Source organism: Paracidovorax wautersii (genome assembly GCF_031453675.1).
In the GTDB taxonomy this organism is placed as follows: Bacteria; Pseudomonadota; Gammaproteobacteria; order Burkholderiales; family Burkholderiaceae_C; genus Paracidovorax.
Window position 1 is genome coordinate 183,890 of sequence record NZ_JAVIZX010000001.1, and the last position, 23,480, is coordinate 207,369.

The window sequence follows — 23,480 nt, forward strand, 5'->3', positions numbered from 1 at the left end:
TGCCGTTGCAGCGGGCAAAAGCGCCACGACAAGGCACACACTGTCGGCAAACTGAACGGCAACTTTCAGCAGCTTCCGGCAACAGCACGGAAATCCGCCAAATCGTTGTCACCATTGAATAAGTGGTAGGGCGTGAGGGACTTGAACCCGCGACCAAAGGATTATGAGTCCTCTGCTCTAACCAACTGAGCTAACGCCCCATGCGCCAACGCCTTCAGCGGCAGGGGCAGCCGGCCTATTGTAAGTGCTTACCTGCGGTGGCTCAGCGCATTGCTGACCAGCTTGGACGTGATGTCTACGATCTGGATCATCCGGTCATAAGGCATGCGTGTGGGACCGATGACGCCGAGGGTTCCGACGATCTGGCCATCCACTTCGTAAGGCGCGCTCACCACCGACAGTTCCTCAAACGGAACCACCTGGCTTTCGCCACCGATGAAGATGCGCACGCCCTCGGCCTGGCTCGCTACGTCAAGCAGTCGCAGGATTTGGGTCTTTTGCTCGAAGAGGTCGAAGGCCCTGCGCAGGTTGCCCATGTCACTGGAGAAGTCACTGACCGCCAGCAGGTTGCGCTCGCCGGAGAACACCACCTCATCCTGCGACTGCGACATGGCTTCCGTTCCGGCATTCACCGCTGCCTGCATCAGCGTGGCGATCTCGCCGCGCAGCTTGTCCACCTCGGACTTGAGACGCTCGCGCACCTGTTCCATGGTCAGGCCCGAGTAGTGCGCATTGAGGAAATTGGCGGTTTCCACCAGTTGGGACTGGGAATAGTCCAGTTCGGTGAAGATCACCCGGTTTTGCACGTCGCCTTCAGGCGAGACGATGATGACCAGAAAGCGCCGCTCCGAAAGCCTCAGGAACTCGATGTGGCGAAACATCGAAGCCCGGCGCGGCGCCACGACCACCCCGACGAACTGCGACAGGTTGGAAAGCAAATGCGCAGCATTGGCAATGACCTTCTGCGGCTGTTCAGGCACCAACTGCGGCGCCATCAGTTGCTCGCGCTGCACGGTGAGCATGGTGTCGACGAACAGCCGGTAGCCCTTAGCGGTGGGAATACGCCCCGCCGAGGTGTGGGGGCTTGCAATCAGCCCCAGGCCTTCCAGGTCTGCCATCACGTTGCGGATGGTGGCGGGCGAGAGATCCAGCCCCGATGCCTGCGACAGCGTTCGCGAACCCACGGGCTGACCGTCCGCGATGTAGCGCTCCACGAGCGCTTTCAACAACAACTTGGAACGGTCATCAAGCATTGACTCATTTTAATGATGTAATTTCTGAATGAACCCTAAATTCCGGCGCGTTGCGCTCATCGGCAAGTACCAGACGTCGACGTCTGGCGCGGCTTCCGGCAGTTCAAGGCAGACGATCGAGGACATTGCCCGCTTTCTTGCCGGCCGGGGCTGCGCGGTCACATTGGAAGCAGAGACCGCAGCGAATACCGGAGTGACAGGCTATGAGGTGCTGGACGTCGAAGGCATAGGCACGCAGTGCGACTTGGGCCTGGTCGTCGGAGGGGATGGCACCATGCTCGGCATCGGCCGGCAACTGGCCAGCTACCGCACCCCGCTGATCGGCATCAACCAGGGGCGCCTGGGTTTCATCACCGACATTCCGCTGGAAGGTTATGAGGCCGTGCTCACGCCGATGCTCGACGGTGATTACGAAGAAGACGTGCGCCCCCTGATGCGCGCCCGCGTGATGCGGGGCGCAGAGTGCGTCTTCGAAGCGCTGGCCCTGAACGACGTGGTGGTAAACCGGGGTTCGACCTCGGGCATGGTGGAGCTGCGCGTGGAGGTCGGCGGGCAGTTCGTGTCCAACCAGCGCGCGGACGGCCTCATCATCGCGTCTCCCACGGGTTCCACGGCCTACTCGCTGTCTGCCGGCGGCCCCATGCTGCACCCTTCCATTCCCGGCTGGGTGCTGGTGCCGATCGCGCCGCACACCCTGTCCAACCGGCCCATCGTGCTGTCCGACGCCACCGAGGTTGCGGTGGAGGTGGTGGGCGGGCGCGACATCAGCGCGAATTTCGACATGCAGTCGCTCGCCTCGCTGCAGCATGGCGACCGCATCCTGGTGCAGCGCTCGGAGCACTGCGTGCACTTCCTGCATCCGCGGGGCTGGAACTACTTCGCCACCCTGCGCAAGAAGCTGCGCTGGAACGAAGGGGGCTCCTGACATGGCGCTCAAGCGGATCGCGCTGCGCGACTTCGTGATCGTCGAGGCGCTCGACCTGGACCTGCACACCGGCTTCACCGTGCTCACCGGCGAAACCGGTGCGGGCAAATCCATCCTGATCGACGCGCTGCAGATGCTGCTGGGCGCCCGCGCCGATACCGGCGTGATCCGGGAAGGTGCGCAGCGCACCGACATCTGTGCCGAGTTCGACGGTCCGGCCGCCCTGTCGGTCTGGCTGGACGAAGCCGGCATTCCGCAGGAAGACACCTTGCTGCTTCGCCGCACGATCGATGTGCAGGGCAAGAGCCGGGCGTGGGTGAACGGCATTCCGGCCACGGCCGCGCAGATGCGCGCCATCGGCGACCACCTGCTGGACATCCATGGCCAGCACGCCTGGCAGAGCCTGACCCGGCCCGAGGCGGTACGCGGCCTGCTCGACGCCTACGCCGGCGCGCAGACCCAGTCCCTGGCGGTGCTGTGGAGCGCGTGGCGCGATGCACAGCGCGCGCTGGCCCAGGCCCGCGCCGCGCAGGACACGCTGCAGCAGGAGCGCGAGCGCCTGCAGTGGCAGGTGGGCGAGGTCGACAAGCTGTCCCCCCGGGCGGACGAGTGGGACGAACTCAACGCCCAGCACACGCGGCTGTCGAACGCGCAGACGCTGCTCGACAGCGCCCAGGGCGCGCTCAGCGCCCTGGAAGACGACGACAGCGGCGCCCTGGGCCGCCTGGCGCAGGCGCAGGACCTGCTGCAGGACCATGAGCACATGGACGAGGCGCTGCAGGCGATGAGGGAAGTGCTCACGTCCTGCATCGCCCAGGCCGGCGACGTAGCCCATTCGCTGCAGGGCTACCTGCGGCATACCGACCTGGACCCGGAACGGCTTCAGGCTCTGGATGAGCGGCTGTCGCAATGGATGTCGCTGGCGCGCCGCTACAAGCGCACCCCGGCCGAGCTGCCGGGCTTGCTCGAAGGCTGGAAGGCCGAACTGCGCCAGCTCGACTCCGCGGCCGACCTGGCGGCGCTGGAAGCGCAGGAGCGCACGACGGCGGCTGTCTACCAGAAGGCTGCACGGGCCCTGTCGCAGCAGCGCACGCAGGCCGCCCCGCGCCTGGCGCAGGCCATCACCCAGGCGATGCAGGGCCTGGGCATGACCGGGGGCCGCTTCGCGGTGTCCGTGGAGCCCGCCACCGAGCCCGGACCGCAAGGCATCGATGCCATCAGCTTCCTGGTCAGCAGCCACCCCGGCATGACGCCCAAGCCCATCGGCAAGGTGGCCTCCGGCGGCGAGCTGTCGCGCATCTCGCTGGCCATTTCCGTGACCACCAGCGAACTGGGCGAAGCACCCACGCTCATCTTTGACGAGGTGGATTCGGGCGTCGGCGGCGCCGTGGCCGAGACGGTCGGGCGCCTGATGCAGCAGCTCGGCCGCGACCGCCAGGTGCTGGCCGTCACCCATCTGCCGCAAGTGGCCGCCTGCGCCCACCACCACCTGGTCGTAGCCAAGCACAAGCGCGCCGAGGGAACCACCAGCGCCGTCACGCCTGCGCGGCATGAAGAACGGGTCCAGGAGCTGGCGCGCATGCTGGGCGGCGAGCGCGTGTCGGCCACCACGCTGGCCCATGCGCGCGAGATGCTGGAGGGGGCGGCCAGGCCGGCGGCAGCGCTTGCCGATGCTCCGTCCGCCGGCATGGCCCCGAAAGCACCGGCGGCCCGCAAAGCAGCAGTGAAAAAAGCCCCGGCCCAACCCACGACGAAAGCGCGCTGACGCATGGCCCTCGACATCGTTCTGATCACCGGCATGTCCGGCTCCGGTAAATCCGTCGCACTGCACGCGCTGGAGGACGCCGGCTACTACTGCGTGGACAACCTGCCGCCGGAGTTGCTGGCATCGTTCGTCGCGCTGGAGCACCAGCACCACGGCAACCGCGTGGCCATCGCCATGGACGTGCGCAGCGCCACCGCCCTGCCCCTGGTGCCGCAGCAGCTGGAACGGCTGCGCAGCCAGGGCGTGCGCGTGCAGTCGCTGTTCCTGGACGCCACCACCGACGCGCTGGTGCGCCGCTTCTCCGAAACGCGCCGGCGCCATCCGCTGTCCAAGGAAGATCTGCGCGAGGGCCAGCGGGCCCTGCTCCAGACGATCGAGCTGGAGCGCGAGCTGCTGGCCGAGCTGCGCGAGCAGTCCCACGTGATCGACACGACGGCCCTGCGCTCGGCACAGCTGCAGAGCTACGTGAAGAGCCTGATCTCGATGGCGCAGGGCCAGCTCACGCTGATCTTCCAGTCGTTCGCCTTCAAGCGCGGGGTGCCGGTGGATGCGGACTACGTGTTCGACGTGCGCATGCTCCCCAACCCGCACTACGAAACCGGCCTGCGCGAGCTGACGGGCAAGGACCAGGCGGTGGTCGACTTCCTGCAGCTGCAGCCGGATGTCGCCCTGATGCAGACGCATATCCGGCAGTTCCTGGACCACTGGCTGCAGGCCATGGTGCAGAACCACCGCAGCTATGTCACCGTCGCCATCGGCTGCACCGGCGGGCAGCACCGCTCGGTCTATCTGGTCGAGCGGCTGGCGGCGGACTTCGGCGGCCGGCTACCGACCTTGCGCAGGCACCGCGAACTCGACGCCCGCTGAGCGGGCGGCAAACGGGGCGGCGTGACCGCGGCGAGAGCAGGAGTGAGCCCGACCCCGCCGCGGCGGGGGAATTCTGATAGAAATGGGCTGCAGCGCTTATGGAATAAGCGCATACAGCTATCATTTTGATATCACCCTACCGTAGGATGCAGCGGCAGCAAGGGCAGATCGTCCAGCAGCTTGCGTACCGGGGCGGGCAGCCCCAGATCCGGCCAGTCCGCAGGGGCAAACCAGCCGATGCCGGTCACCGACCCCTGCTCTGCACCGGTCAGAAGCGCGCTCCCCTCCACTTGCGCCACGACGGGATGCAGGTGGAGGTCCCGGTGCGTCAACACATGCAGGAAACCAGACAGGTCCTGCAGCGGTGCACGGGCCAGCCCGGCCTGCGCCACATGGTTCTCCAGCGCCGCGCGGTCGGCAAACACCGGCGGGCAGTACAGGCCCGCCCAGATGCCCGGTGACGGCCGGCGCTCCAGCCACAGGCGACCTTGCCCGTCTCGCTGCAGCAGCAACCACCAGGATTGCGCGCTGCGGCTCAGCTTGCGCGTGCGCACCGGGTAGTGCTCCGGGTTGCCCGAGCGCCGCGCAACGCAGGCCTCGTGCAATGGGCAGACGATGCAGGCCGGCTTCTTGGGCGAGCAGATGCTGGCGCCCAGATCCATCAGGCCTTGCGTGTAGCGCGGCATCGCGCGCTCTAGGTCGGCGTGCGGCAGCAGTGCCTCCGCGCGCTCCCACAGCGCACGCTCGTTGCGCGCCACGGCCAGGTCGGCGTCGAAGCCGAGCACGCGGGTGAGTACGCGCCGCACATTGGCGTCCAGGATGGGTGCACGCACGCCGAAGCAGAACGAGGCGATCGCCCCGGCCGTGGACCGGCCGATGCCCGGCAGCGCAGATAGCTCATCCACGGTGCGCGGAAAGTGCCCGCCGTGGCGCTCCACCACCAATTGCGCGCAGCGGTGCAGGTTGCGCGCCCGGCTGTAGTAGCCCAGCCCGCTCCAGAGCGCCAGCACATCGTCCTGCGGTGCAGCCGCCAGCGCGCCCACATCGGGGAACCGCGCCAGGAAGCGGGGGTAGTAATCCAGCACGGTGGCCACCTGCGTCTGTTGCAGCATGATCTCGGAGAGCCACACGCGGTAGGCGTCGCGCGTGTTCTGCCACGGCAGATGGTTGCGCCCATGCTCTGCCTGCCACCGCACGACCTGCGCGGCGACGCTGTCTTCCTGCCCGCTCATGCCGGCAAGGTCTGCGGCTGCGTATCGGCGGCGTCTGCCATCGGCAGCGCAACCAGCTGGGAGGTCAGCTCTCCCAGTCGGGTTTCCAGCTGCGCCAGATCCTGCTCCGCCTGCTCGATCTCGCCGATGCGTTCCGCCAGGCCGCTGGCCGCATGCTGGATGCGGTCCACGGCCTCGATGCGCCGGGCGAAGCTGCGCTTGCGCTCGCGCAGTTGGGCATCCAGCTGTGCCGTGGCCGACTTGCTCCACAGCTCCAAGTCGTTGGCGGCCGACTCGAAGACGGTGCGCAGGCGCATGGCCAGCGCACGCACCAGCCGCTGCGCGAACTCGGGCTGCGCAAGACGCAGCGCATGGCCGACACCCACGTATTGCAGATGCCGCTGCTCGATCTGGCCGATCTCCGCCACGAAGGGCTCCATCTGCGGCGCGGCAGGCACCTGCAGAGAGAACCCGAACTCCGAGTTGAGCTGGCGGAAGGTGCCGTTCAGCATGGCGTGGATCTCGGTCGCCGACGATTGGACCGTGTCCATGATCGCCTTGATCCGTTCGAAGGTCTCCAAGTAGACCTTGCGCGCGCCCAGCTTGAGCCCGCGGTTCTGCAGCGCGTCGGTCAGCGCCGCCAGCTCGGCCTTGAGCGAGCGCGGCCCCAGCTGATGGAACACGTCGCGCAACAGCTTGAGGTGCACGGCACGCAGCGCCTGGATCTTGGCCGTGCTGGCCTCGAACTCGTGCTGTTCCTGCTGGATGCGCCCGCGCATCGACTCGATGACCGACGCATTCTTGCCGCGCAGGCTGCGCAGTTCGAGCATCTGGTCGTCCAGATCGCGGCGGCGGATATTGATGACACGCGCGGTTTCGGCCCGCAGCCCGGCCACACCGGACGCCACGGTCGAGCGCAGGATGGCCTGCCGCTTGCCCATGACGCCCTGTGAGAGCACGTCTTCCAGGCGCGGCAGCCCGCTGCTCTCCAGCAGCAGGTCGTCGCACTGGATCTTGGCGACGAGCCCTTTCTGCGCCGAAACGGGGACCACCTGATCGAGCGGCACCCCCAGGATCTCCGCCGACGTGGCGCACTGGCGCTGCAATTGCTCGTGCACCTGCTCGGCCGTGTTGAGCGTGTCCCACAGCGTGTCGATCTTGTTGAGCACGACCAGGCGTGCGTCGGTGCTGCCTTCAGGGGCGCTCAGATGGTCGCGCCAGATGGCCAGGTCCGAACGGGTCACGCCCGTGTCGGCTGCCAGGATGAACACCACGGCGTGCGCCTGGGGAATCAGGTGGATGGTCAGCTCGGGTTCCGCGCCGACGGCGTTCAGCCCCGGCGTGTCCAGGATGACCAGCCCCTGTTTGAGCAGCGGATGCGGAATATTGATGAGCGCGTGGCGCCACAGAGGCACCTCGACCCGTCCCTGCGCGTCGGGCAGGGGGTTGTCCTCGGGCGCGTCGTCGTGCCAGAAGCCCAGGGCGCGGGCCTCGTCCTGCGTGACGCGCCGCACCTCCGAGACTTTCTGCAGCGCCTCGGCCAACTGGTCCGGCCGGGCGACGTCCAGCGCAATCTCCACCCAGCGCTCCGGCCTGTGGCGCCACTCGGCCAGCCCCTGCGGCTGCAGCCGGGTGTCGATGGGCAGCAGACGCAGGCTGGGCGGGCTGGCGGGGTCATAGCCCAGTTCGGTGGGGCACATGGTCGTGCGGCCCGCGCTGGCCGGCATGATGCGGCGGCCATAGTCGGCAAAGAACAGGGCATTGATCAGTTCGGACTTGCCGCGCGAGAACTCGGCGACGAAGGCCACCATCACCTTGTCGCTGCGCACCTGAGACTCCAGGCGCCGCAGACGCTCCTCCACCGCCGAGTCCATGAGCTCATGCGAGCCCAGCCACCCGGCGAGTTGCTGCAGTTGCTGCGCGAACGCCCGTCGCCAGGCGCCGTGCTGGTCGAACTGTTCGTTGAATGAGGGTCCCACTTTGCTCCTGGATCGCAGTGCCTGCCCAGCGCAAGCTGGCGGGGCTGGTTCACAAAATATAGCACCCCAGGGATCGCACCGGATCCGCTGCCCCGCCGCGCCTTGCGGTGTCAGGCGCGCTGGCAGCGGATGCAGTAGTACGTGCTGCGCTGGCCCTGCCGCAGCAGCCGTACGGCGGTGCCGCAGGCGCGGCATGGCAGGCCGTCGCGCCCATAGACATTCGCTTCCAGCTGGAAGTGGCCGGCGTTGCCATCGGCGCTGGAAAAATCCCGCAGCGTGGTACCGCCCCGCTCCACAGCACGTGCCAGGACCTCGCGGATGGCCGCGTGCAGCCGGCGCGCCCGCTGGGGGCCGATGGCCGACGCCTTCACCGTCGGCCGGATGCCGGCCAGGAACAGCACCTCCGACGCATAGATATTGCCGACCCCCACCACGAGCTTGCCGCCCAGCAGCAGCGGTTTGATGGGGGTGCGGCTGGCACGCAGCCCCGTCAGGAAACGCTCCGCCGTGAAATCATCCGACAGCGGCTCCATGCCCAGTCCCTGCAGCAGCTTGACCGCCACCGGATCCGCCTCGGCACCTGCCCACACCACGGCGCCGAAGCGACGCGGATCGTGCAGCCGCAAGACGCCGCGGTCGGTCACCATCTCGAAGTGGTCGTGCCCACCCGGCGGCGGAAGGCTAGGGGCGAAGCGCAGGCTGCCCGACATGCCCAGGTGGATCAGCAGCAGCCCGGCCCCCTCGTCCAGATCGACCAGCAGGTACTTGCCCCGCCGCCGCACCCCTGCCACGCGCCGGCCCACCAGCTGCGCCGGGTCGAGCCCCAGCGCCCAGCGCAGCGGCTTGCCCAGGGTGACGGAACCAATGCGCGCGCCGGCAATCGCATCGGCAAAGCTGCGCCGCGTGACCTCCACCTCGGGCAACTCAGGCATATCGACACTCTTCGGAAAGTACTCTAGGCATGGATTATTATGGGTCGATGGTGCAATCTCATCGTTTCAAGGCCATTGCTCTGGCCTGCATGCTGGCGCTGTCGGCCGGCGCCGTTCAGGCCCAATCGCAGCCCCCCGAGCCCATCCAGGCGGCTCCAGCGGAAACCGATGACGACCCCTCCTCCAGCGACGCCCGCGCCGCCCTGGACGCAGAACTCTTCTATGAAATCCTGCTGGGCGAGATGACCTCCAGCACGGGCGATCCCGGCACCGGCTACGCCCTCATGCTCGAAGCCGCCCGGCGCAGCCGCGACGGCCAGCTCTACCGGCGCGCCACGGACATCGCGCTGCAGTCCCGTTCAGCCGAGTACGCGTTGATCGCTGCCAAGGCGTGGAAGGAAGCGCTGCCCCAGTCCCGCGAAGCCAACCGCTACGTGCTGCAGATCCTGATCGCGCTCAACCGCATCGGCGAGACCCCTGAGTTGCTGCAGCGGGAATTGGCGCAGTCGACCGTGCGCGCGCGCATCGCCACCATCCAGGCGCTGCCGCCGCTCTATGGCCGGGCCAGCGACAAGAAGCTGGCAGCGGCGGTGGTGGAGCAGGCACTGGCCAACGAACTCACCCATCCGGCCGTGGGACCTACGGCATGGACCACCATCGGACGCATGCGGCTGGTCGCGGACGACAAGCCCGGCGCACTGGAAGCCGTCAAGCAGGCCCAGGCCCTGGAAGCAGGCAACGACGGCGCCGCCTTGCTGTCCATGCTGCTCGTCGAGCAAGGCGTATCGCAGGCCGAACCCTTGCTGGCACGCTATCTGGCGGGCAGCCCGCTGCCGGAAATCCGCATGGCGTACGCGCGCACGCTGATCGAGACGCAGCGGCTGAACGACGCGCAGGCGCAGGTGGATGCGGTCACTCGGGAAAAGCCGGACCTGCCCGAGGCGTGGCTGGTGCAGGCCTCGCTGCACCTGCAGGCGCAGAGGCTGGTCGAAGCACAGGCCTCGCTGCAGCAGTTCCAGTCGCTGGTGGAGCCCCTGCCCGCCGGCGATCCGCGCCGCAGCGCCCTGTCCCAGGCCTATCTGATGCAGGCGCAGATTGCCGAGAAGCAAGGCAACTTCGCTCAGGCGGAAACCTGGCTCTCCCGGATCGACAACACGGCCGACCTGTTCAGCGCGCAGACCCGCCGGGCCTCTCTGCTGGCGCGCCAGGGCAAGCTCGCGGAGGCGCAAACCCTCATCCGAGGCCTGCCCGCCGCCACGCCCGAAGACGAGCGCACCAAACTGCTGGCTGAGGTGCAACTGCTGCGCGACGCGCAGAAGCACCAGGAAGCCTTCGATCTGCAGTCGCGCGTCGTCGCCCTCAAGCCTCAGGACAACGATCTGGTCTACGACCAGGCGATGCTGGCCGAAAAGGCGGGCAAGCTGGACGTGATGGAAAAGCTGCTGCGCGAGATCATCGCCCGGCAGCCCGACTACCACCACGCCTACAACGCGCTGGGCTACTCCCTGGCCGAGCGTGGCGTGCGCCTGCCTGAAGCCCGGCAGTTGATCACCAAGGCGCTTGAACTGGCGCCCGGCGACCCCTTCATCACCGACAGCCTGGCCTGGGTGGAATTCCGCCTGGGCAACGCTGCCGAGGCGGCGCGCCTGCTGGAGGAGGCCTTCAAGAAGCAGCCGGACGCGGAAATCGCAGCCCACTGGGGCGAAGTGCTTTGGACGCTGGGCCAGCGCGAGCGGGCCAACGCGGTCTGGCGCGACGGTCTGAAGATCAACCGCGACAACGGCACGCTGAAAGACACGCTGAAACGGCTCGGAGCGAATCCGTGAGCCCGGGCATCGCCGTGGCAGCCGGGGGTTTCCGGCGCCGGGTGCGCGTACTCGCCGCATTGTGTGCCATCGGTGCGCTGGCAGCATGCAGCCAGCCGCCTGCGCCGGCCAGCGGCGCTACCGACCAATGGAGCGGCCGCCTGGCGTTGCAGGTGGAAGACGCTGCCTCGCAGTCGTTCAGCGCCGGATTCGAACTGCAGGGCCGGCCCGAACGGGGGCAGCTCACGCTGCTCAACCCGCTGGGCAATGTGATCGCCACATTGGAGTGGGAACCGGGCCAGGCCGTCCTCGTCTCGGGCCAGGAACGACGCGTTTCTGCGTCGCTCGATGCGCTGGTGCAGGAGCTGCTGGGCGGCCCCGTGCCGGTCACCGCCTTGTTCGGCTGGCTGCAGGGCGACCCCGTGCAGGCCACCGGCTGGCAGGCCGACCTGAGCGCACTGCCCCATGGCCGCATCATGGCACAGCGCTTCAGCCCGCCGCCGCAGGCCACGCTGCGCATCGCATTGAGCCAGTGAGCCTACATGCACACGCTGTACGACGTGCCGGCACCGGCCAAGCTCAACCTGTTCCTGCACATCACTGGGCAGCGCGCAGACGGCTACCACCTGATGCAGTCGGTCTTCATGCTGATCGACTGGAGCGACACGCTGCATTTCGAGTTGCGCCGCGATGGGTCGCTGACGCGTGAGGACCTGAACGTCCCGCTGCCGCAGGACGACCTCATCCTGCGCGCCGCGCGGGCATTGCAGGCCGCAACGCAGTGCCCCCTGGGCGCGCACATCGGCATCCGCAAGGCCGTGCCGGCCCAGGCCGGCCTGGGCGGCGGCTCGTCCGATGCGGCCAGCACGCTGCTGGCGCTCAACCGGTTGTGGAACCTGCACCTGCCCCGCGCGGCACTGGAGGCCATCGGCGTCACGCTGGGAGCCGACGTGCCGTTTTTTTTGCGCGGAAAGAACGCCTGGGTAGAAGGAATTGGTGACATAATTGCGCCTCTTGAGTTGGAGCAAGCACTGCCGCGAAGTCACTTCGCAGTGGTGAAGCCCGAAGCAGGGCTGGATACGAAATCAATTTTTTCGAGCCAGTCACTTAAACGGGATTCGGAGCGTGCTACAATCTCAGGCTTTGCTGCAGCACACTATCAATTCGGTAGAAACGATCTGCAGCCGGTTGCTCAGGCCCTGTGCCCCGAAGTGCTGCAAGCCATCGAATGGCTCGCTCAAAAGGGATTGCAGGCCAGAATGACAGGCTCGGGCAGTGCGGTGTTTGCGCAAATGCCACAGGCTGTTGATTTGCGGGACGCGCCCAGCGCATGGCAAGTCAGGGCATGTGAAAATCTGGAGCTTCATCCTCTGGCAGGGTGGGCAGCAGATTGAAGATATCGGTTGATTGCCTTCGGCAATCGACCCGTGTAGGGGAGTCGCCAAGTTGGTTAAGGCACCGGATTTTGATTCCGGCATGCGAAGGTTCGAATCCTTCTTCCCCTGCCAAATACCTTTCGCGTACGGGCTTTTTCTTTCAGACTGCTGGGTCTCTCATGCAAGCCAATCACCCCGACTTCATGGTTTTCACCGGCAATGCCAACCCTGGCATGGCAGCTGAAATTGCCCAGCACCTCGGCACCACGCTGGGTGCGGCCGATGTGGGCCGCTTCTCCGACGGCGAAGTCACCGTCGAAATCAAGCAAAACGTCCGTGCCCGCGATGTGTTCGTCGTGCAGTCCACCTGCGCGCCCACGAACGACAACCTGATGGAACTGCTGATCATGGTCGATGCGCTCAAGCGCGCCTCGGCCGAACGCATCAGCGCCGTGATCCCCTACTTCGGCTATGCCCGCCAGGACCGCCGTCCGCGCTCCACCCGCGTGCCGATCACGGCCAAGGTCGTGGCTAACATGCTGCAGGCCGTGGGCGTGGCACGTGTCCTGACGATGGACCTGCATGCCGACCAGATCCAGGGTTTCTTCGACATTCCGGTCGACAACATCTACGCGTCTCCCGTGCTGCTGGGCGACCTGCGCCAGAAGAACTACGAAGACCTGATCGTCGTGTCTCCCGACGTCGGCGGCGTGGTGCGTGCCCGTGCGCTGGCCAAGCAGCTGGGCTGCGACCTCGCCATCATCGACAAGCGCCGGCCCAAGGCCAACGTGTCCGAAGTGATGCACGTCATCGGCGAGATCGAAGGCCGCAACTGCGTGATCATGGATGACATGATCGACACGGCCGGCACGCTGGTGAAGGCGGCCGAAGTGCTCAAGGAGCGCGGCGCCAAGAGCGTGTACGCCTATTGCACGCACCCCATTTTCTCGGGTCCCGCCATCGAACGCATCTCCAAGGGCTCCGCCCTGGACGAGGTGGTCGTGACCAACACCATCCCCCTGGCCGATGCCGCGCGGGGATGCACCAAGATTCGCCAGCTCTCCGTGGCCCCGCTGATCGCAGAGACGATCCAGCGCATTGCCAAGGGTGAGTCGGTCATGAGTTTGTTCTCGGACCAGGAAAACCTTTTCTGATCCTTTCCGCCCTGGGCGGAAAAGCATGCCAGGCCTCCTTCGGGAGGCTTGTGCGTTGTTCGGGAACACCAAGCAGGCCGGGCGCCGTGTGGCGCCGCAGGTCTTTATCAACAGGGTCAGGCTGGTCGCGGCCGACTCTTTCAGGAGCCAACTATGAACTTCGTCGCTTTTGAGCGCGCCAAGCAAGGTACGGGTGCGAGCCGCCGTCTGCGCATTTCGGGCAAGACCCCCGGCATCGTCTACGGTGGTGCTGCCGAACCCCAACTGATCGAGATCGATCACAACGCCCTGTGGCACGCCCTGAAGAAGGAAGCGTTCCACTCCAGCGTGCTGGACATGGAACTCAACGGCCAGACCTCGAAGGTTCTGCTGCGCGACGTGCAGTACCACCCCTTCAAGCAACTGGTGCTGCACATCGACTTCCAGCGCGTGGACGCCAAGACCAAGCTGCACATGAAGGTGCCACTGCACTTCAGCGGTGCTGAAGAGTCGCCCGCCGTGAAGGTGGACAAGTGCATGGTCAACCCCGTCGCCACCGAACTGGACGTGACCTGCATGCCTTCGGACCTGCCCGAATTCATCGCTGTGGACCTGTCCAAGCTGGAAAAGGGCTCCGCCCTGCACCTGAAGGACATCAAGCTGCCCAAGGGCGTGTCCCCCGTGATCCGCGGTGGCAAGCTGAACCCGGTGCTGGTGTCCGTGGTGGCCCCGGCCGCTGAAGTGGAAGCCCCGGCCGAAGGCGCCGCTGCTCCCGCAGCCGCTCCTGCCAAGAAGGGCAAGAAGTAAGCCCTGCGCTGACTTCTACTCTCTGGGACGGGCCACCGATGCATCGGTGACCCGCCACAAAGCAAACGGCCCACGCACAGTGGGCCGTTTGCTTTGTGCAAGACGTTCTGCACGCACCCCACCGGATAATCGCCGCATGATCAAACTGTTTGTGGGCCTGGGCAATCCCGGGCCGGAGTACGAGGCCACCCGCCACAACGCGGGCTTCTGGTGGATCGATGCACTGGCACGGGAACTGAAGGTCTCGCTGGTGCCCGAACGCAGCTACCACGGCCTGGTCGCCCGTACCAGCGTGAACGGCCAGAGCGTGTGGCTGCTGGAGCCACAGACGTTCATGAACCTGTCGGGCAAGTCCGTGGCGTCTCTGGCACGCTTCTTCAAGATCACGCCGCAGGAGATCCTGGTCGCGCACGACGAGCTGGACATTCCGCCCGGCCAGTCCAAGCTCAAGTTCGGCGGCAGCCATGCCGGCCACAACGGCTTGCGCGACATCCACGCGCAGCTGGGCTCCGCGGACTACTGGCGGCTGCGCATCGGCATCGGCCATCCCGGCGTGAAGGCGGAGGTGGTCAACTGGGTGCTGAAGAAGCCCGCGCCCGACCAGCGCACGCTCATCGAGGACAGCATCGCCCATACCCTCAAGGCCTGCCCGGCCCTGTTCGCGGGCGACATGGAGAAGGCGACGCAGCAGGTGCACACTACCAAGCCGCCGCGCCCCAAGCCACCCCGCCCGGCCGCCGCGCCCGCGCCCGCACTGGAAGGCGGCGCCGCGAGCTGAGCCCCTATAACTTCAAGCCAAAATGGCCTCTGGCGCTTGATACAAAAGCGCCACCAGCTATCAATAGGTGAGCAATACGCCTCGCACCTTCAGGTGGGCGAGACGGGCGCGACAGGAGGCGTCGCCCCCGCCGATTGCAGGCGCTGGTACTTTTGGAACAGCGTCTCGCGGCTTTCCACGTGCTGTGGATTCACGGGAATGCAGGCCACGGGGCAGATCTGCACGCACTGCGGCTCGTCGAAATGGCCCACGCACTCAGTGCACTTGGCCGGGTCGATCTCGTAGATGTGCTCGCCCAGGTAGATGGCATCGTTGGGGCACTCGGGCTCGCAGACGTCGCAGTTGATGCACTCGTCGGTGATCATCAGCGCCATGCCGCACCTCCTGCGCTGTGGGGCGCAGCGGCAACGGTCAGCGGGCGGGCGGCGATCAGGGCAGACATGCCCCGATTATCCAATGCCCGCGCAAGCCCCTGATCCCGGCATGACCAAGCCACGGGCCAGGGCTTGCAGACGATGCGGCCCCGGTTTTGCCGCTATGCTGCGGCCCACGCGGCGGCGGCATGCCGACGCGCCCCACCGATGCGCAGGGCCACTCCCCAGGCACCTGCAGTGCTCACACATTCCATGGGACTTTTTCTCCTCAAGCGGTTCCTCACGCTCGTCGCCACGCTGGCCGGCGCCTCCGTCGTGGTCTTCCTGGTGCTCGAGATCCTGCCCGGCAATGCGGCCCAGGTCCTCATGGGGCCCGACGCGGCGCCCGAGGCCGTGGCCGCCCTGTCGTCCCAGCTCGGCCTGGACCAGCCCGCCCTGCAACGCTATCTGCAGTGGGTGGGCGGCCTGGTGGGGGGCGACCTGGGCAACAGCTACGCCTATGGCACTCCGGTGCAGGAGCTGGTGCTGGAGCGCCTGGCACTGACCGTGCCCCTGGCCGTGCTGGCCATGCTGCTGGCCACCGTGCTGGCCATCGCCGCGGGCCTGTATGCCGCCGCGCGCCACAACCGCTGGGGCGACGTGGGCGTGATGGGCCTGGCGCAGCTCGGCATCGCGGTTCCCAACTTCTGGTTCGCCATCCTGCTGATCCTGCTGTTCTCGGTGAAGCTGCAGTGGTTTTCCGCGGGCGGCTTCCCGGGCTGGACCGAAGCCAGCGGCGGCGGCCCCGCGCAGGCGCTGCAGGCCCTGCTGCTGCCGGCGATTGCGCTGGCCGTGGTGCAGGCCGCGATCCTGGCGCGCATCACGCGCTCGGCCGTGCTGGACGTGCTGCGCGAGGACTTCGTGCGCACCGCGCGGGCCAAGGGCCTGTCCCAGCGCGCAGCGCTTTGGGGCCACGTGCTGCGCAACGCCATGATCCCAGTGGTGACGGTGATGGGCCTGCAGTTCGCCAACCTGCTGGCCGGCACCATCGTGGTCGAGAACGTGTTCTACCTGCCCGGCCTGGGCCGGCTGATCTTCCAGTCCATCGCCAACCGCGACCTGATCGTGGTGCGCAACTGCGTGCTGCTGCTGGCGGCCATGGTGATCGTGGTGAACTTCGTGGTCGACCTGCTGTATGCGGCCATCGACCCCCGCGTGAAGGCGAACGGGCTGTGAGCGCCGCCGCGGCCCCCGCGACCCTGCCGGCGCAGCGCCTGTGGCAGCGTGCCCTGCGCCACCGCAGCTTCATGGCGGGTGCCGTGCTCACCGCCCTGCTGCTGCTGGCAGCTGGCCTGGCCCAGGTGTGGACGCCCTATTCGCCCTACGACATGGACATGGACGCCAAGCTGCTGCCGCCCGGCGGGCGCGCACTGGCTGGGCACGGACGCCTTCGGGCGCGACGTGGCCTCGCTGCTGCTGGCCGGCGCGGGCAGCACCCTGCTGGTGGGCGTGATCGCCGTGGGTATCGGCCTGGTGGCGGGCGCGGGCCTGGGGCTGCTGGCAGCGGCGCGGCGCGGCTGGGTCGAAGAGGCCGTGATGCGGCTGGCGGACTTCACCTTCGCCTTCCCGGCCCTGCTGCTGGCGATCATGCTGGCGGCAGTCTACGGCGCGGGGCTGGTCAACGCCATCATCGCCATCGGCATCTTCTACATACCCACCTTCGTGCGGGTCACGCGGGCCTCGGCCCAGGCCGTGTGGTCGCGTGATTTCATCCTGGCCGCCCGGGCCTGCGGCAAGAGCCGCTGGCGCATCACCTGGGAGCATGTGCTGCCCAACATCGCCCCGGTGCTGATCGTGCAGGCCACCATCCAGTTCGCGCTGGCGATCCTGGCGGAGGCCGCGCTGTCGTACCTGGGCCTGGGCACGCAGCCGCCGGAGCCCTCGTGGGGCCGCATGCTCAGCGAGGCGCAGACGCTGATGTTCCAGGCGCCGCTGCTGGCCGTGTGGCCTGGCGTGGCCATCGCGCTGGCCGTGCTGGGCCTCAACCTGCTGGGCGACGGGCTGCGCGATCTGCTCGACCCCAAGCTCGCGCGCCGGCGGTGACGCCCATGACCATCCCATCCACGCCCCTGCTGCAAGTCGCCGGCCTCAGCGTCGAGCTGGCCACCCACCACGGCCCGGCCACGGCCGTGCGCGAGGTGGGCTTCACCCTGCAGCGCGGCGACACGCTGGGCCTGATCGGTGAATCGGGCAGCGGCAAGTCGCTCACGGCGCTGGCGCTGATGGGCCTGCTGTCCGAGGGCGCCCGCGTGCACGGCAGCGTGCGGTTCGACGGCCGGGAGCTGCTGGGCCTGCCGGAAGCCGCCCTGTGCCGCCTGCGCGGCCACCGCATGGCCATGGTGTTCCAGGAGCCGATGACCGCCCTCAACCCCGTGCACCCCATCGGCCGGCAGGTGGCCGAGCCGCTGCGCCTGCACCGCGGCCTGTCGGCACGGGCCGCGCGCCAGGAGGCCGTGCGCCTGCTGGACCGCGTGGGCATCGCCCAGGCCGCGCTCCGGCTGGACGCGTATCCGCACCAGTTCTCGGGCGGGCAGCGCCAGCGCATCATGATCGCCATGGCGCTGGCCTGCGGACCGGACCTGCTGATCGCCGACGAGCCCACCACGGCGCTGGACACCACCGTGCAGCGCCAGATCCTCGACCTGATCGCCGAGCTGGTGGCTGAGCGCGGCATGGCGCTGATCCTCATCTCGCACGACCTGGGCGTGATCGCGCAGAACGCCGCCCGCATGCTGGTGATGTACGGCGGCAGCGTGGTCGAGAGCGGCCCGACGGAGGCCGTCTTCGCCCAGGTGGCGCACCCCTACACGCGCGGGCTTCTGGCCGCGCGCCCGCGCCTGGGCGCGCCGCGCCAGAGCGGCCTGCGGCTGCCGACCATCGCGGGCACCGTGCCGGCGCTGGCAGACCTGCCGCCCGGCTGCCCTTTCGCGGGCCGCTGCGCGTTCACCGCGCCCGCGTGCGATGCCGCCCTGCCGCCGCCCGTGGCGCTGGGCGCCGCGCACCAGGCGCGCTGCATCCGGCTGGACGCCGTCGCCGCAGCCGTGCGGGAAGGCAAGGCATGACGCCGCAGGATGCTCCTTTTTCCATAGCTTTAGGCGCTTATCCCCAAAGCGCCAGCGGCCCATTGCACTCAAAACCCCGAGGCCTGGACGAGCCGGCACCACCGCTGCTGCGCGTGACCGATCTGGCGCGCGACTACCCGCTGCCGCGCGCGGGGCTCTTCACGCCGCGGGCGCAGGTGCCGGCGCTGCGCGGCGTGTCCTTCAGCGTGACGGCCGGGCGCAGCCTGGGCATCGTGGGCGAATCGGGTTCGGGCAAGTCCACGCTGGCGCGGCTGGTGATGGCGCTGGACACGCCCACGCGCGGCACGGTCGAGCTGCTGGGGCGCAACCTGCACGCCCTGCCGGCCGCGGCCCTGCGCGCTGCGCGGCGCGACTTCCAGATGGTGTTCCAGGACCCGTACGGCTCGCTGGACCCGCGCCAGACGGTCGAGCGCATCGTGGCCGAGCCGCTGCACATGCTGGCGCCCGCGCCGCGCGCGCAGCAGCAGCGCGCCCAGGTGCTGCAGGTGCTCGACCAGGTGGGCCTGCGCAGCGCGGATGCCGACAAGTACCCGCACGAGTTCTCGGGCGGGCAGCGCCAGCGCATCGCCATCGCCCGGGCGCTGATCACGCGGCCCCGCCTCATCGTGGCGGACGAGCCGGTGAGCGCGCTCGACGTGTCGGTGCAGGCGCAGGTGCTCAACCTGATGCAGGACCTGCAGGAGCACAGCGGCGTGACCTATCTGCTCATCAGCCACGACCTGGCCGTCGTCAGCCACCTGTGCGACGAGGTGCTGGTGCTGCGCGAAGGCGCCGTGGTGGAGCGCGGCACGCCCCAGGCGCTGTTCAGCGCGCCGCAGCACCCGTACACGCGCGCCCTGGTCGATGCCGTGCCCCGCGTGGAGCGCGCGCCTTAGGCGCCTGCCACCCCCACGGCCACGCCCGCCGGGCCGCTGTAGTACAAAGCGGTGTCACCCCCCCAAAAACCACAAGCGGTGCGGCGCCCTGCAGCGCCAGCGCCGCCGCGCCACCAGGAGATTCCCCGCATGCTGAACCGCCGCACCCTGATCGCCTCGGGCCCCCTCGCCTGCGCCGTGCTGGCCACGCCGCTGCACGCGCTTGCGCAGCAGGGCAAGAAGAAGGACACCGTCACGCTCGCCATGACGCTGGAGCCGCCAGGCCTGGACCCGACGGCCGGCGCGGCCTCCTCCATCGCCGAGATCACGCTCTACAACGTCTACGAGACGCTCACCAAGATCAACGCCGACGGCAGCGTCTCGCCCCTGCTGGCGGAGAGCTGGGAGGTGTCGCCCGACCTGAAGACGACGACCTTCCGCCTGCGCAAGGGCGTCAAGTTCCACAACGGCGCGCCCTTCAACGCGGCGGCCGTGAAGTTCTCCTTCGACCGTGCGGGCGGCGACAAGAGCACCAACAAGGACAAGCGCAGCTTTGCCGCGCTGACCACGCAGGTGGTGGACGAGCACACCGTCGTCGTCATCAACCAGGACATCGACCCCGACCTGCTCTTCGTGCTGGGCCAGGCCACGTCGATCATCGTGGAGCCCCAGAGCGCCGCGGGCAACGCCACCAAGCCCGTCGGCACCGGGCCGTACACGCTGGGCGCGTGGAGCCGGGGCTCGTCCATCACGCTGGCGGCCTGGCCGGGCTACCGGGCGGCGGGCAGCATCCGCATCCGCCGCGCCACCTTCCGTTTCATCCCCGACCCGGCGGCCCAGGTGGCCGCGCTGCTGGCGGGCGACGTGGACGCCTTTCCCCGCGTCACGCCGCGCAGCATGGCGCAGTTCAAGAGCGACCCGCGCTTTCAGGTGGTGGTGAGCGGCTCGCGCGCCAAGACCATCCTGGCCATGAACCACCAGCGCAAGCCGCTGGCGGACGTGCGCGTGCGCCGCGCCATCGCCGCCGCCATCGACCGGAAGTCCGTGATCGAGGGCGCGGCCGACGGCCTGGGCGTGCCCATCGGGAGCCACTACGTGCCGGGTGCTTTCGGCTACGTGGACACCACCGGCATCAACCCGTTCGACGTGGAGAAGGCCAGGCGCCTGCTGGCCGAAGCCGGCGTGAAGACGCCGCTCACGCTCACCATGACGCTGCCGCCCACGCCCTACGCCCGCCAGGGCGGCGAGGTGATCGCCGCGCAACTGGCCAAGGTCGGCATCACCGCCAAGCTGCAGAACGTGGAATGGGCGCAGTGGCTCAGCGGCACCTACGGCAGCAAGAACTACGACCTGACGCTCATCTCCCACGTGGAGCCGTTCGATCTGGGCAACTTCGCCAAGCCCGACTACTACTGGGGCTACCAGTCGCCGCAGTTCAACGCGCTGTACGAGAAGATCAAGACCGCCGCCCGCCCCGCCGACCGCGCCCGCCTGCTGGGCGACGCGCAGCGCCTGCTGGCCGAGGATGCCGTGCACGCCTTCCTGTACCAGCCGCAGTGGGTCACGGTGGCCAACAAGAATTTGCGCGGGCTGTGGAAGGACATGCCGGTCTTCGTCAACGACCTGTCGGCGCTGTACTGGAGTTGATGCCGAACACCCCCCTGAGGCGCTGCGCGCCTCCGTGCAGCCGCCAGAGGTGGCAGCTCTTCGGGCACGTCCCAGCCCGCGCAGGCAGGCTGGGAGCCGCGGCCCTCAGCCCCCGCTCTCGCCGTGCTGCGCACGGCGGGCAGGGGGACGCAGCCCTCGCTGCGGGGCGGCCCTTGCTCGGCTGCTGCTGGGGTGGGCCGCGGCGGTATCGGGGGCTGTGGGCACCGCATCGAGCGCTTCGCGCTCTCGCTCTGTCGCGGCTGACAGACAAGGACACCGCCATACCGGAATGCGGAGGCCGCGGCCACGGCAAGGCGCCCTGAGGGGTGCACGCGCGAGTCGATAGCTCCCGAAACAATAGCTGCCAGCGCTTGCCACATAAGCGCTGGCGACCTTCTCGAATGAAAGGATCCCCTGCCATGACCGCCTTGCACGACCTGCCCGCCTACGAACTCCTGGCCGCGTACCGGCAGCGGCAGCTGTCGCCGGTGGAGGTGACGCAGGCCGTGCTGGACCACATCGCGCGGTGGGAGCCCCACCTGCAGGCCACCTACCTGCTGCGGCCGGAGGCCGCGCTGGCGCAGGCCCGGGCGAGCGAGGCGCGCTGGCTGCGCGGCACGCCGCAGGGCCTGTTGGACGGCGTGCCCGTCACCGTCAAAGAGAACATCGCCACGCAGGGCGACCCGACGCCGCTGGGCACGGCCGCCACGGTGCTGGAGCCTGCCGCGCAGGACGCGCCGCCCGCTGCCCGCCTGCGCGAGGCCAACGCGGTATTCATCGCCAAGACCACCATGCCGGACTACGGCATGCTGTCCTCGGGACTGTCCACCTTCCACCCGCTCACGCGCAACCCGTGGGACCTGCGCAAGAACCCCGGCGGCTCCAGCGCCGGGGGCGGCGCGGCGGCGGCGGCGGGCTATGGGCCGCTGCACGTGGGCACGGACATCGGCGGATCGCTGCGGCTGCCGGCCGGCTGGTGCGGCGTCTTCAGCCTCAAGCCCAGCCTGGGGCGCATCCCCATCGACCCGCCCTACACCGGCCGCGCCGCCGGCCCCATGACGCGGACCGTGCGCGACGCCGCGCTGATGATGCAGGCCCTGGCCCGGCCCGACGCGCGCGACAGCATGGCCCTGCCGCCGCAGTCCATCGCCTGGGACCAGTTCGACGCCGGCACGGACCGCCTGCGCGGCCTGCGCCTGGGCCTGCTGCTGGATGCCGGCTGCGGCCTGGCCGTGGAGCCCGCGGTGCGCGCGGCCATCGAGGCGGCGGCGCACCTGTTCGAGCAGGCTGGCGCGACCCTGGTGCCGATGGCGCCCTTCCTCGCGCCCGCCATGCTGGACGGCATGGACCGCTTCTGGCGCATGCGCTCGCACACCGATCTGCAGGCCCTGCCGCCCGAGCGCCGCGCGCGCGTGCTGCCCTACATCCGCGCCTGGGCCGACAGCGCGGCGGGCATGACCGGCGCGCAGGTGTTCGAGGCCAGCCAGCAGTTCCACGCCACCCGCGTGGCCACGGTGCGCGCCTGCAGCGCGGTCGACTACGTGCTCTCGCCCGTGGCGCCCATGCCGGCCTTCGCGGCCGAACTGCCCTCGCCCACCAACGACCCGCTGCGCCCGCTGGAGCACATCGCCTTCACCGTGCCCTACAACATGTCGGAGCAGCCGGCCGCCTCCGTGCCCTGCGGCTTCACCGCCGACGGCCTGCCCATCGGCCTGCAGATCGCCGGCCAGCGCTTCGACGATCTGGGCGTGCTGCGGCTGTCGCGGGCGTTCGAGCAGCTGCGCGGGCCGCTGCGGGACTGGCCGGCCCCGCCGCAAGTGCAAACCCAGGCGCGCGGCCATCAAAAAGCATAGCAGCTTGCGCTCATCTCATATGGCTTTGCGGTTTCTGCAGCACTCAAAGCCCCTGACAACCAGCGCACACTGCTACATTCCCCGTAGCACGATGCGCGCAGGCACAATGCCTGCGGCCTCCCGCCCGCCGCCCACCCACCGGTCTTCTCGCCGCCTCCTGTCAGCCCCCGGCTTCCGCCTTCGCCCGCCCATGGACCTTCTTCTCGTCGCCTTGCTCCTCGCCTCGGGCATCTACGTCCTCAATGCCCAGCAGCAACGCAAGCGCATCGCCCTGCTCGGGCACCACCTGCGCAACTACCAGATCGAAAAGCTGATGGAGACCCTCACCCAGGGCTACCTGCGCGCCCTGGGCGAGAAGGACGAGGCCCGCCGCGAGCAGATCTGGGGCCTGCTGGCCAGCAGCGAGGAGCAGCTGACCGACCAGTTCCAGCGCTTCGCCGCCGAATTCGCGCGCGTCGACCCCGCGCTGGCGCGGGTCAGCCGCCTGCCCTTCGCCCTGCCCTTCGCGCAGCAGTGGCTGCCCTCCGCCACGTTCGACATGCGCCAGCTGGTGGCCGTGCACGCCAACGGCATCGGCCGCGTGGCGCGCAACGAGGCCGGGCGCTCCCCGCGCGACAAGGCCTTCATGATGACGGCCGAGCTGTTCCTGATGCAGCACAGCTGCCACTGGTTCTGCAAGTCCAAGACGGTGGCCTCGGCCCGCATGCTGGCGCGCCACCAGACGCCGCTGGCCCAGCTGGTGGACTCGGTCTCGCCCGAAACGCGCACGGCCTACCGCGCGCTCACGGGCGGCTAGCCG

The 23,480-nt window shown here is 68.6% G+C and carries 20 protein-coding genes, 2 tRNA genes and 1 pseudogene; 17 read left to right on the forward strand and 6 right to left on the reverse strand.

Going from position 1 to position 23,480, the window contains the following annotated elements:
* Positions 1–123 precede the first annotated feature (123 nt).
* Both QE399_RS00855 and hrcA read right to left on the reverse strand, forming a co-directional pair.
* Positions 124–200, reverse strand: a tRNA-Ile gene (locus QE399_RS00855).
* 48 nt (positions 201–248) lie between these two features.
* Positions 249–1,253 carry a heat-inducible transcriptional repressor HrcA gene (gene hrcA, locus QE399_RS00860; RefSeq protein WP_309825434.1) on the reverse strand — a complete coding sequence of 335 codons (1,005 nt, stop codon included), beginning with the start codon at positions 1,251–1,253 and terminating at the stop codon, positions 249–251.
* Positions 1,254–1,281: 28 nt separating this feature from the next.
* Between hrcA and QE399_RS00865 the strand changes: the two genes are divergently transcribed.
* From QE399_RS00865 to rapZ, 3 genes are read left to right on the forward strand one after another with little or no spacing between them, the layout of a single operon-like run.
* Positions 1,282–2,178 (forward strand): NAD kinase, encoded by an 897-nt coding sequence (locus QE399_RS00865; protein ID WP_309825435.1) that lies wholly within the window; start codon positions 1,282–1,284, stop codon positions 2,176–2,178.
* A gap of 1 nt (position 2,179) precedes the next feature.
* Positions 2,180–3,943, forward strand: a complete 1,764-nt coding sequence (recN, locus tag QE399_RS00870) for a DNA repair protein RecN (protein ID WP_309825436.1) — start codon at positions 2,180–2,182, stop codon at positions 3,941–3,943.
* Positions 3,944–3,946: 3 nt separating this feature from the next.
* On the forward strand, positions 3,947–4,810 hold the full coding sequence (gene rapZ, locus QE399_RS00875; protein ID WP_309825437.1) for an RNase adapter RapZ: 864 nt from the start codon (positions 3,947–3,949) through the stop codon (positions 4,808–4,810).
* A gap of 131 nt (positions 4,811–4,941) precedes the next feature.
* Here rapZ and mutY read toward each other — a convergent pair whose 3' ends face one another.
* The 3 genes from mutY to mutM all read right to left on the reverse strand — a co-directional run bounded on the left by mutY (position 4,942) and on the right by mutM (position 8,932).
* Complete coding sequence (mutY, locus tag QE399_RS00880; RefSeq protein ID WP_309825438.1) at positions 4,942–6,042, reverse strand: A/G-specific adenine glycosylase; 1,101 nt, start codon at positions 6,040–6,042, stop codon at positions 4,942–4,944.
* On the reverse strand, positions 6,039–8,000 hold the full coding sequence (locus tag QE399_RS00885; protein ID WP_309825439.1) for a dynamin family protein: 1,962 nt from the start codon (positions 7,998–8,000) through the stop codon (positions 6,039–6,041). Before QE399_RS00885 ends, mutY begins: the two co-directional genes overlap by 4 nt.
* 110 nt (positions 8,001–8,110) lie before the next feature.
* Complete coding sequence (mutM, locus tag QE399_RS00890) at positions 8,111–8,932, reverse strand: bifunctional DNA-formamidopyrimidine glycosylase/DNA-(apurinic or apyrimidinic site) lyase (protein WP_309825440.1); 822 nt, start codon at positions 8,930–8,932, stop codon at positions 8,111–8,113.
* A gap of 29 nt (positions 8,933–8,961) precedes the next feature.
* Between mutM and QE399_RS00895 the strand changes: the two genes are divergently transcribed.
* The 7 genes from QE399_RS00895 to pth all read left to right on the forward strand — a co-directional run bounded on the left by QE399_RS00895 (position 8,962) and on the right by pth (position 14,831).
* Positions 8,962–10,758 (forward strand): tetratricopeptide repeat protein, encoded by a 1,797-nt coding sequence (locus QE399_RS00895; RefSeq protein ID WP_309825441.1) that lies wholly within the window; start codon positions 8,962–8,964, stop codon positions 10,756–10,758.
* The gene (locus QE399_RS00900; protein WP_309825442.1) at positions 10,755–11,273 is read left to right on the forward strand and encodes a lipoprotein insertase outer membrane protein LolB; all 519 of its coding nucleotides are present in this window, start codon (positions 10,755–10,757) and stop codon (positions 11,271–11,273) included. Before QE399_RS00895 ends, QE399_RS00900 begins: the two co-directional genes overlap by 4 nt.
* Positions 11,274–11,279: 6 nt before the next feature.
* A complete protein-coding gene (gene ispE / locus QE399_RS00905) occupies positions 11,280–12,131 on the forward strand; it encodes a 4-(cytidine 5'-diphospho)-2-C-methyl-D-erythritol kinase (protein WP_309825443.1) in 852 nt (283 codons plus the stop codon).
* Positions 12,132–12,168: 37 nt separating this feature from the next.
* A tRNA-Gln gene (locus tag QE399_RS00910) sits at positions 12,169–12,245 on the forward strand.
* A 47-nt stretch (positions 12,246–12,292) separates the two neighbouring features.
* Positions 12,293–13,267: a ribose-phosphate pyrophosphokinase gene (locus tag QE399_RS00915; RefSeq protein WP_309825444.1), complete on the forward strand. Its 975-nt coding sequence runs from the start codon at positions 12,293–12,295 to the stop codon at positions 13,265–13,267.
* A 153-nt stretch (positions 13,268–13,420) separates the two neighbouring features.
* Positions 13,421–14,053 carry a 50S ribosomal protein L25/general stress protein Ctc gene (locus tag QE399_RS00920; RefSeq protein ID WP_309825445.1) on the forward strand — a complete coding sequence of 211 codons (633 nt, stop codon included), beginning with the start codon at positions 13,421–13,423 and terminating at the stop codon, positions 14,051–14,053.
* 136 nt (positions 14,054–14,189) lie between these two features.
* Positions 14,190–14,831: an aminoacyl-tRNA hydrolase gene (pth, locus tag QE399_RS00925; protein WP_309825446.1), complete on the forward strand. Its 642-nt coding sequence runs from the start codon at positions 14,190–14,192 to the stop codon at positions 14,829–14,831.
* A gap of 89 nt (positions 14,832–14,920) precedes the next feature.
* On the opposite strand, the gene QE399_RS00930 is transcribed toward pth, so the two are convergent.
* Positions 14,921–15,205, reverse strand: coding sequence for a YfhL family 4Fe-4S dicluster ferredoxin (locus QE399_RS00930; RefSeq protein ID WP_309825447.1), 285 nt, complete (start codon positions 15,203–15,205; stop codon positions 14,921–14,923).
* A gap of 252 nt (positions 15,206–15,457) precedes the next feature.
* Between QE399_RS00930 and QE399_RS00935 the strand changes: the two genes are divergently transcribed.
* The 7 genes and pseudogenes from QE399_RS00935 to QE399_RS00965 all read left to right on the forward strand — a co-directional run bounded on the left by QE399_RS00935 (position 15,458) and on the right by QE399_RS00965 (position 23,477).
* A complete protein-coding gene (locus QE399_RS00935) occupies positions 15,458–16,420 on the forward strand; it encodes an ABC transporter permease (protein ID WP_309825448.1) in 963 nt (320 codons plus the stop codon).
* A gap of 71 nt (positions 16,421–16,491) precedes the next feature.
* Positions 16,492–17,287 (forward strand): annotated as a pseudogene (locus QE399_RS00940) (ABC transporter permease).
* A gap of 5 nt (positions 17,288–17,292) precedes the next feature.
* Entirely contained in the window at positions 17,293–18,306 is a 1,014-nt protein-coding gene (locus tag QE399_RS00945; protein ID WP_309825449.1) for an ABC transporter ATP-binding protein, read from the forward strand.
* Positions 18,303–19,202 carry an ATP-binding cassette domain-containing protein gene (locus QE399_RS00950; protein WP_405042984.1) on the forward strand — a complete coding sequence of 300 codons (900 nt, stop codon included), beginning with the start codon at positions 18,303–18,305 and terminating at the stop codon, positions 19,200–19,202. The genes QE399_RS00945 and QE399_RS00950 overlap by 4 nt, the downstream gene beginning before the upstream one ends.
* Positions 19,203–19,331: 129 nt before the next feature.
* Positions 19,332–20,828, forward strand: a complete 1,497-nt coding sequence (locus tag QE399_RS00955) for an ABC transporter substrate-binding protein (RefSeq protein WP_309825451.1) — start codon at positions 19,332–19,334, stop codon at positions 20,826–20,828.
* A 419-nt stretch (positions 20,829–21,247) separates the two neighbouring features.
* Positions 21,248–22,681, forward strand: coding sequence for an amidase (locus QE399_RS00960; protein WP_309825452.1), 1,434 nt, complete (start codon positions 21,248–21,250; stop codon positions 22,679–22,681).
* 190 nt (positions 22,682–22,871) lie between these two features.
* Positions 22,872–23,477: a hypothetical protein gene (locus QE399_RS00965; protein WP_309825453.1), complete on the forward strand. Its 606-nt coding sequence runs from the start codon at positions 22,872–22,874 to the stop codon at positions 23,475–23,477.
* Positions 23,478–23,480: the final 3 nt, after the last annotated feature.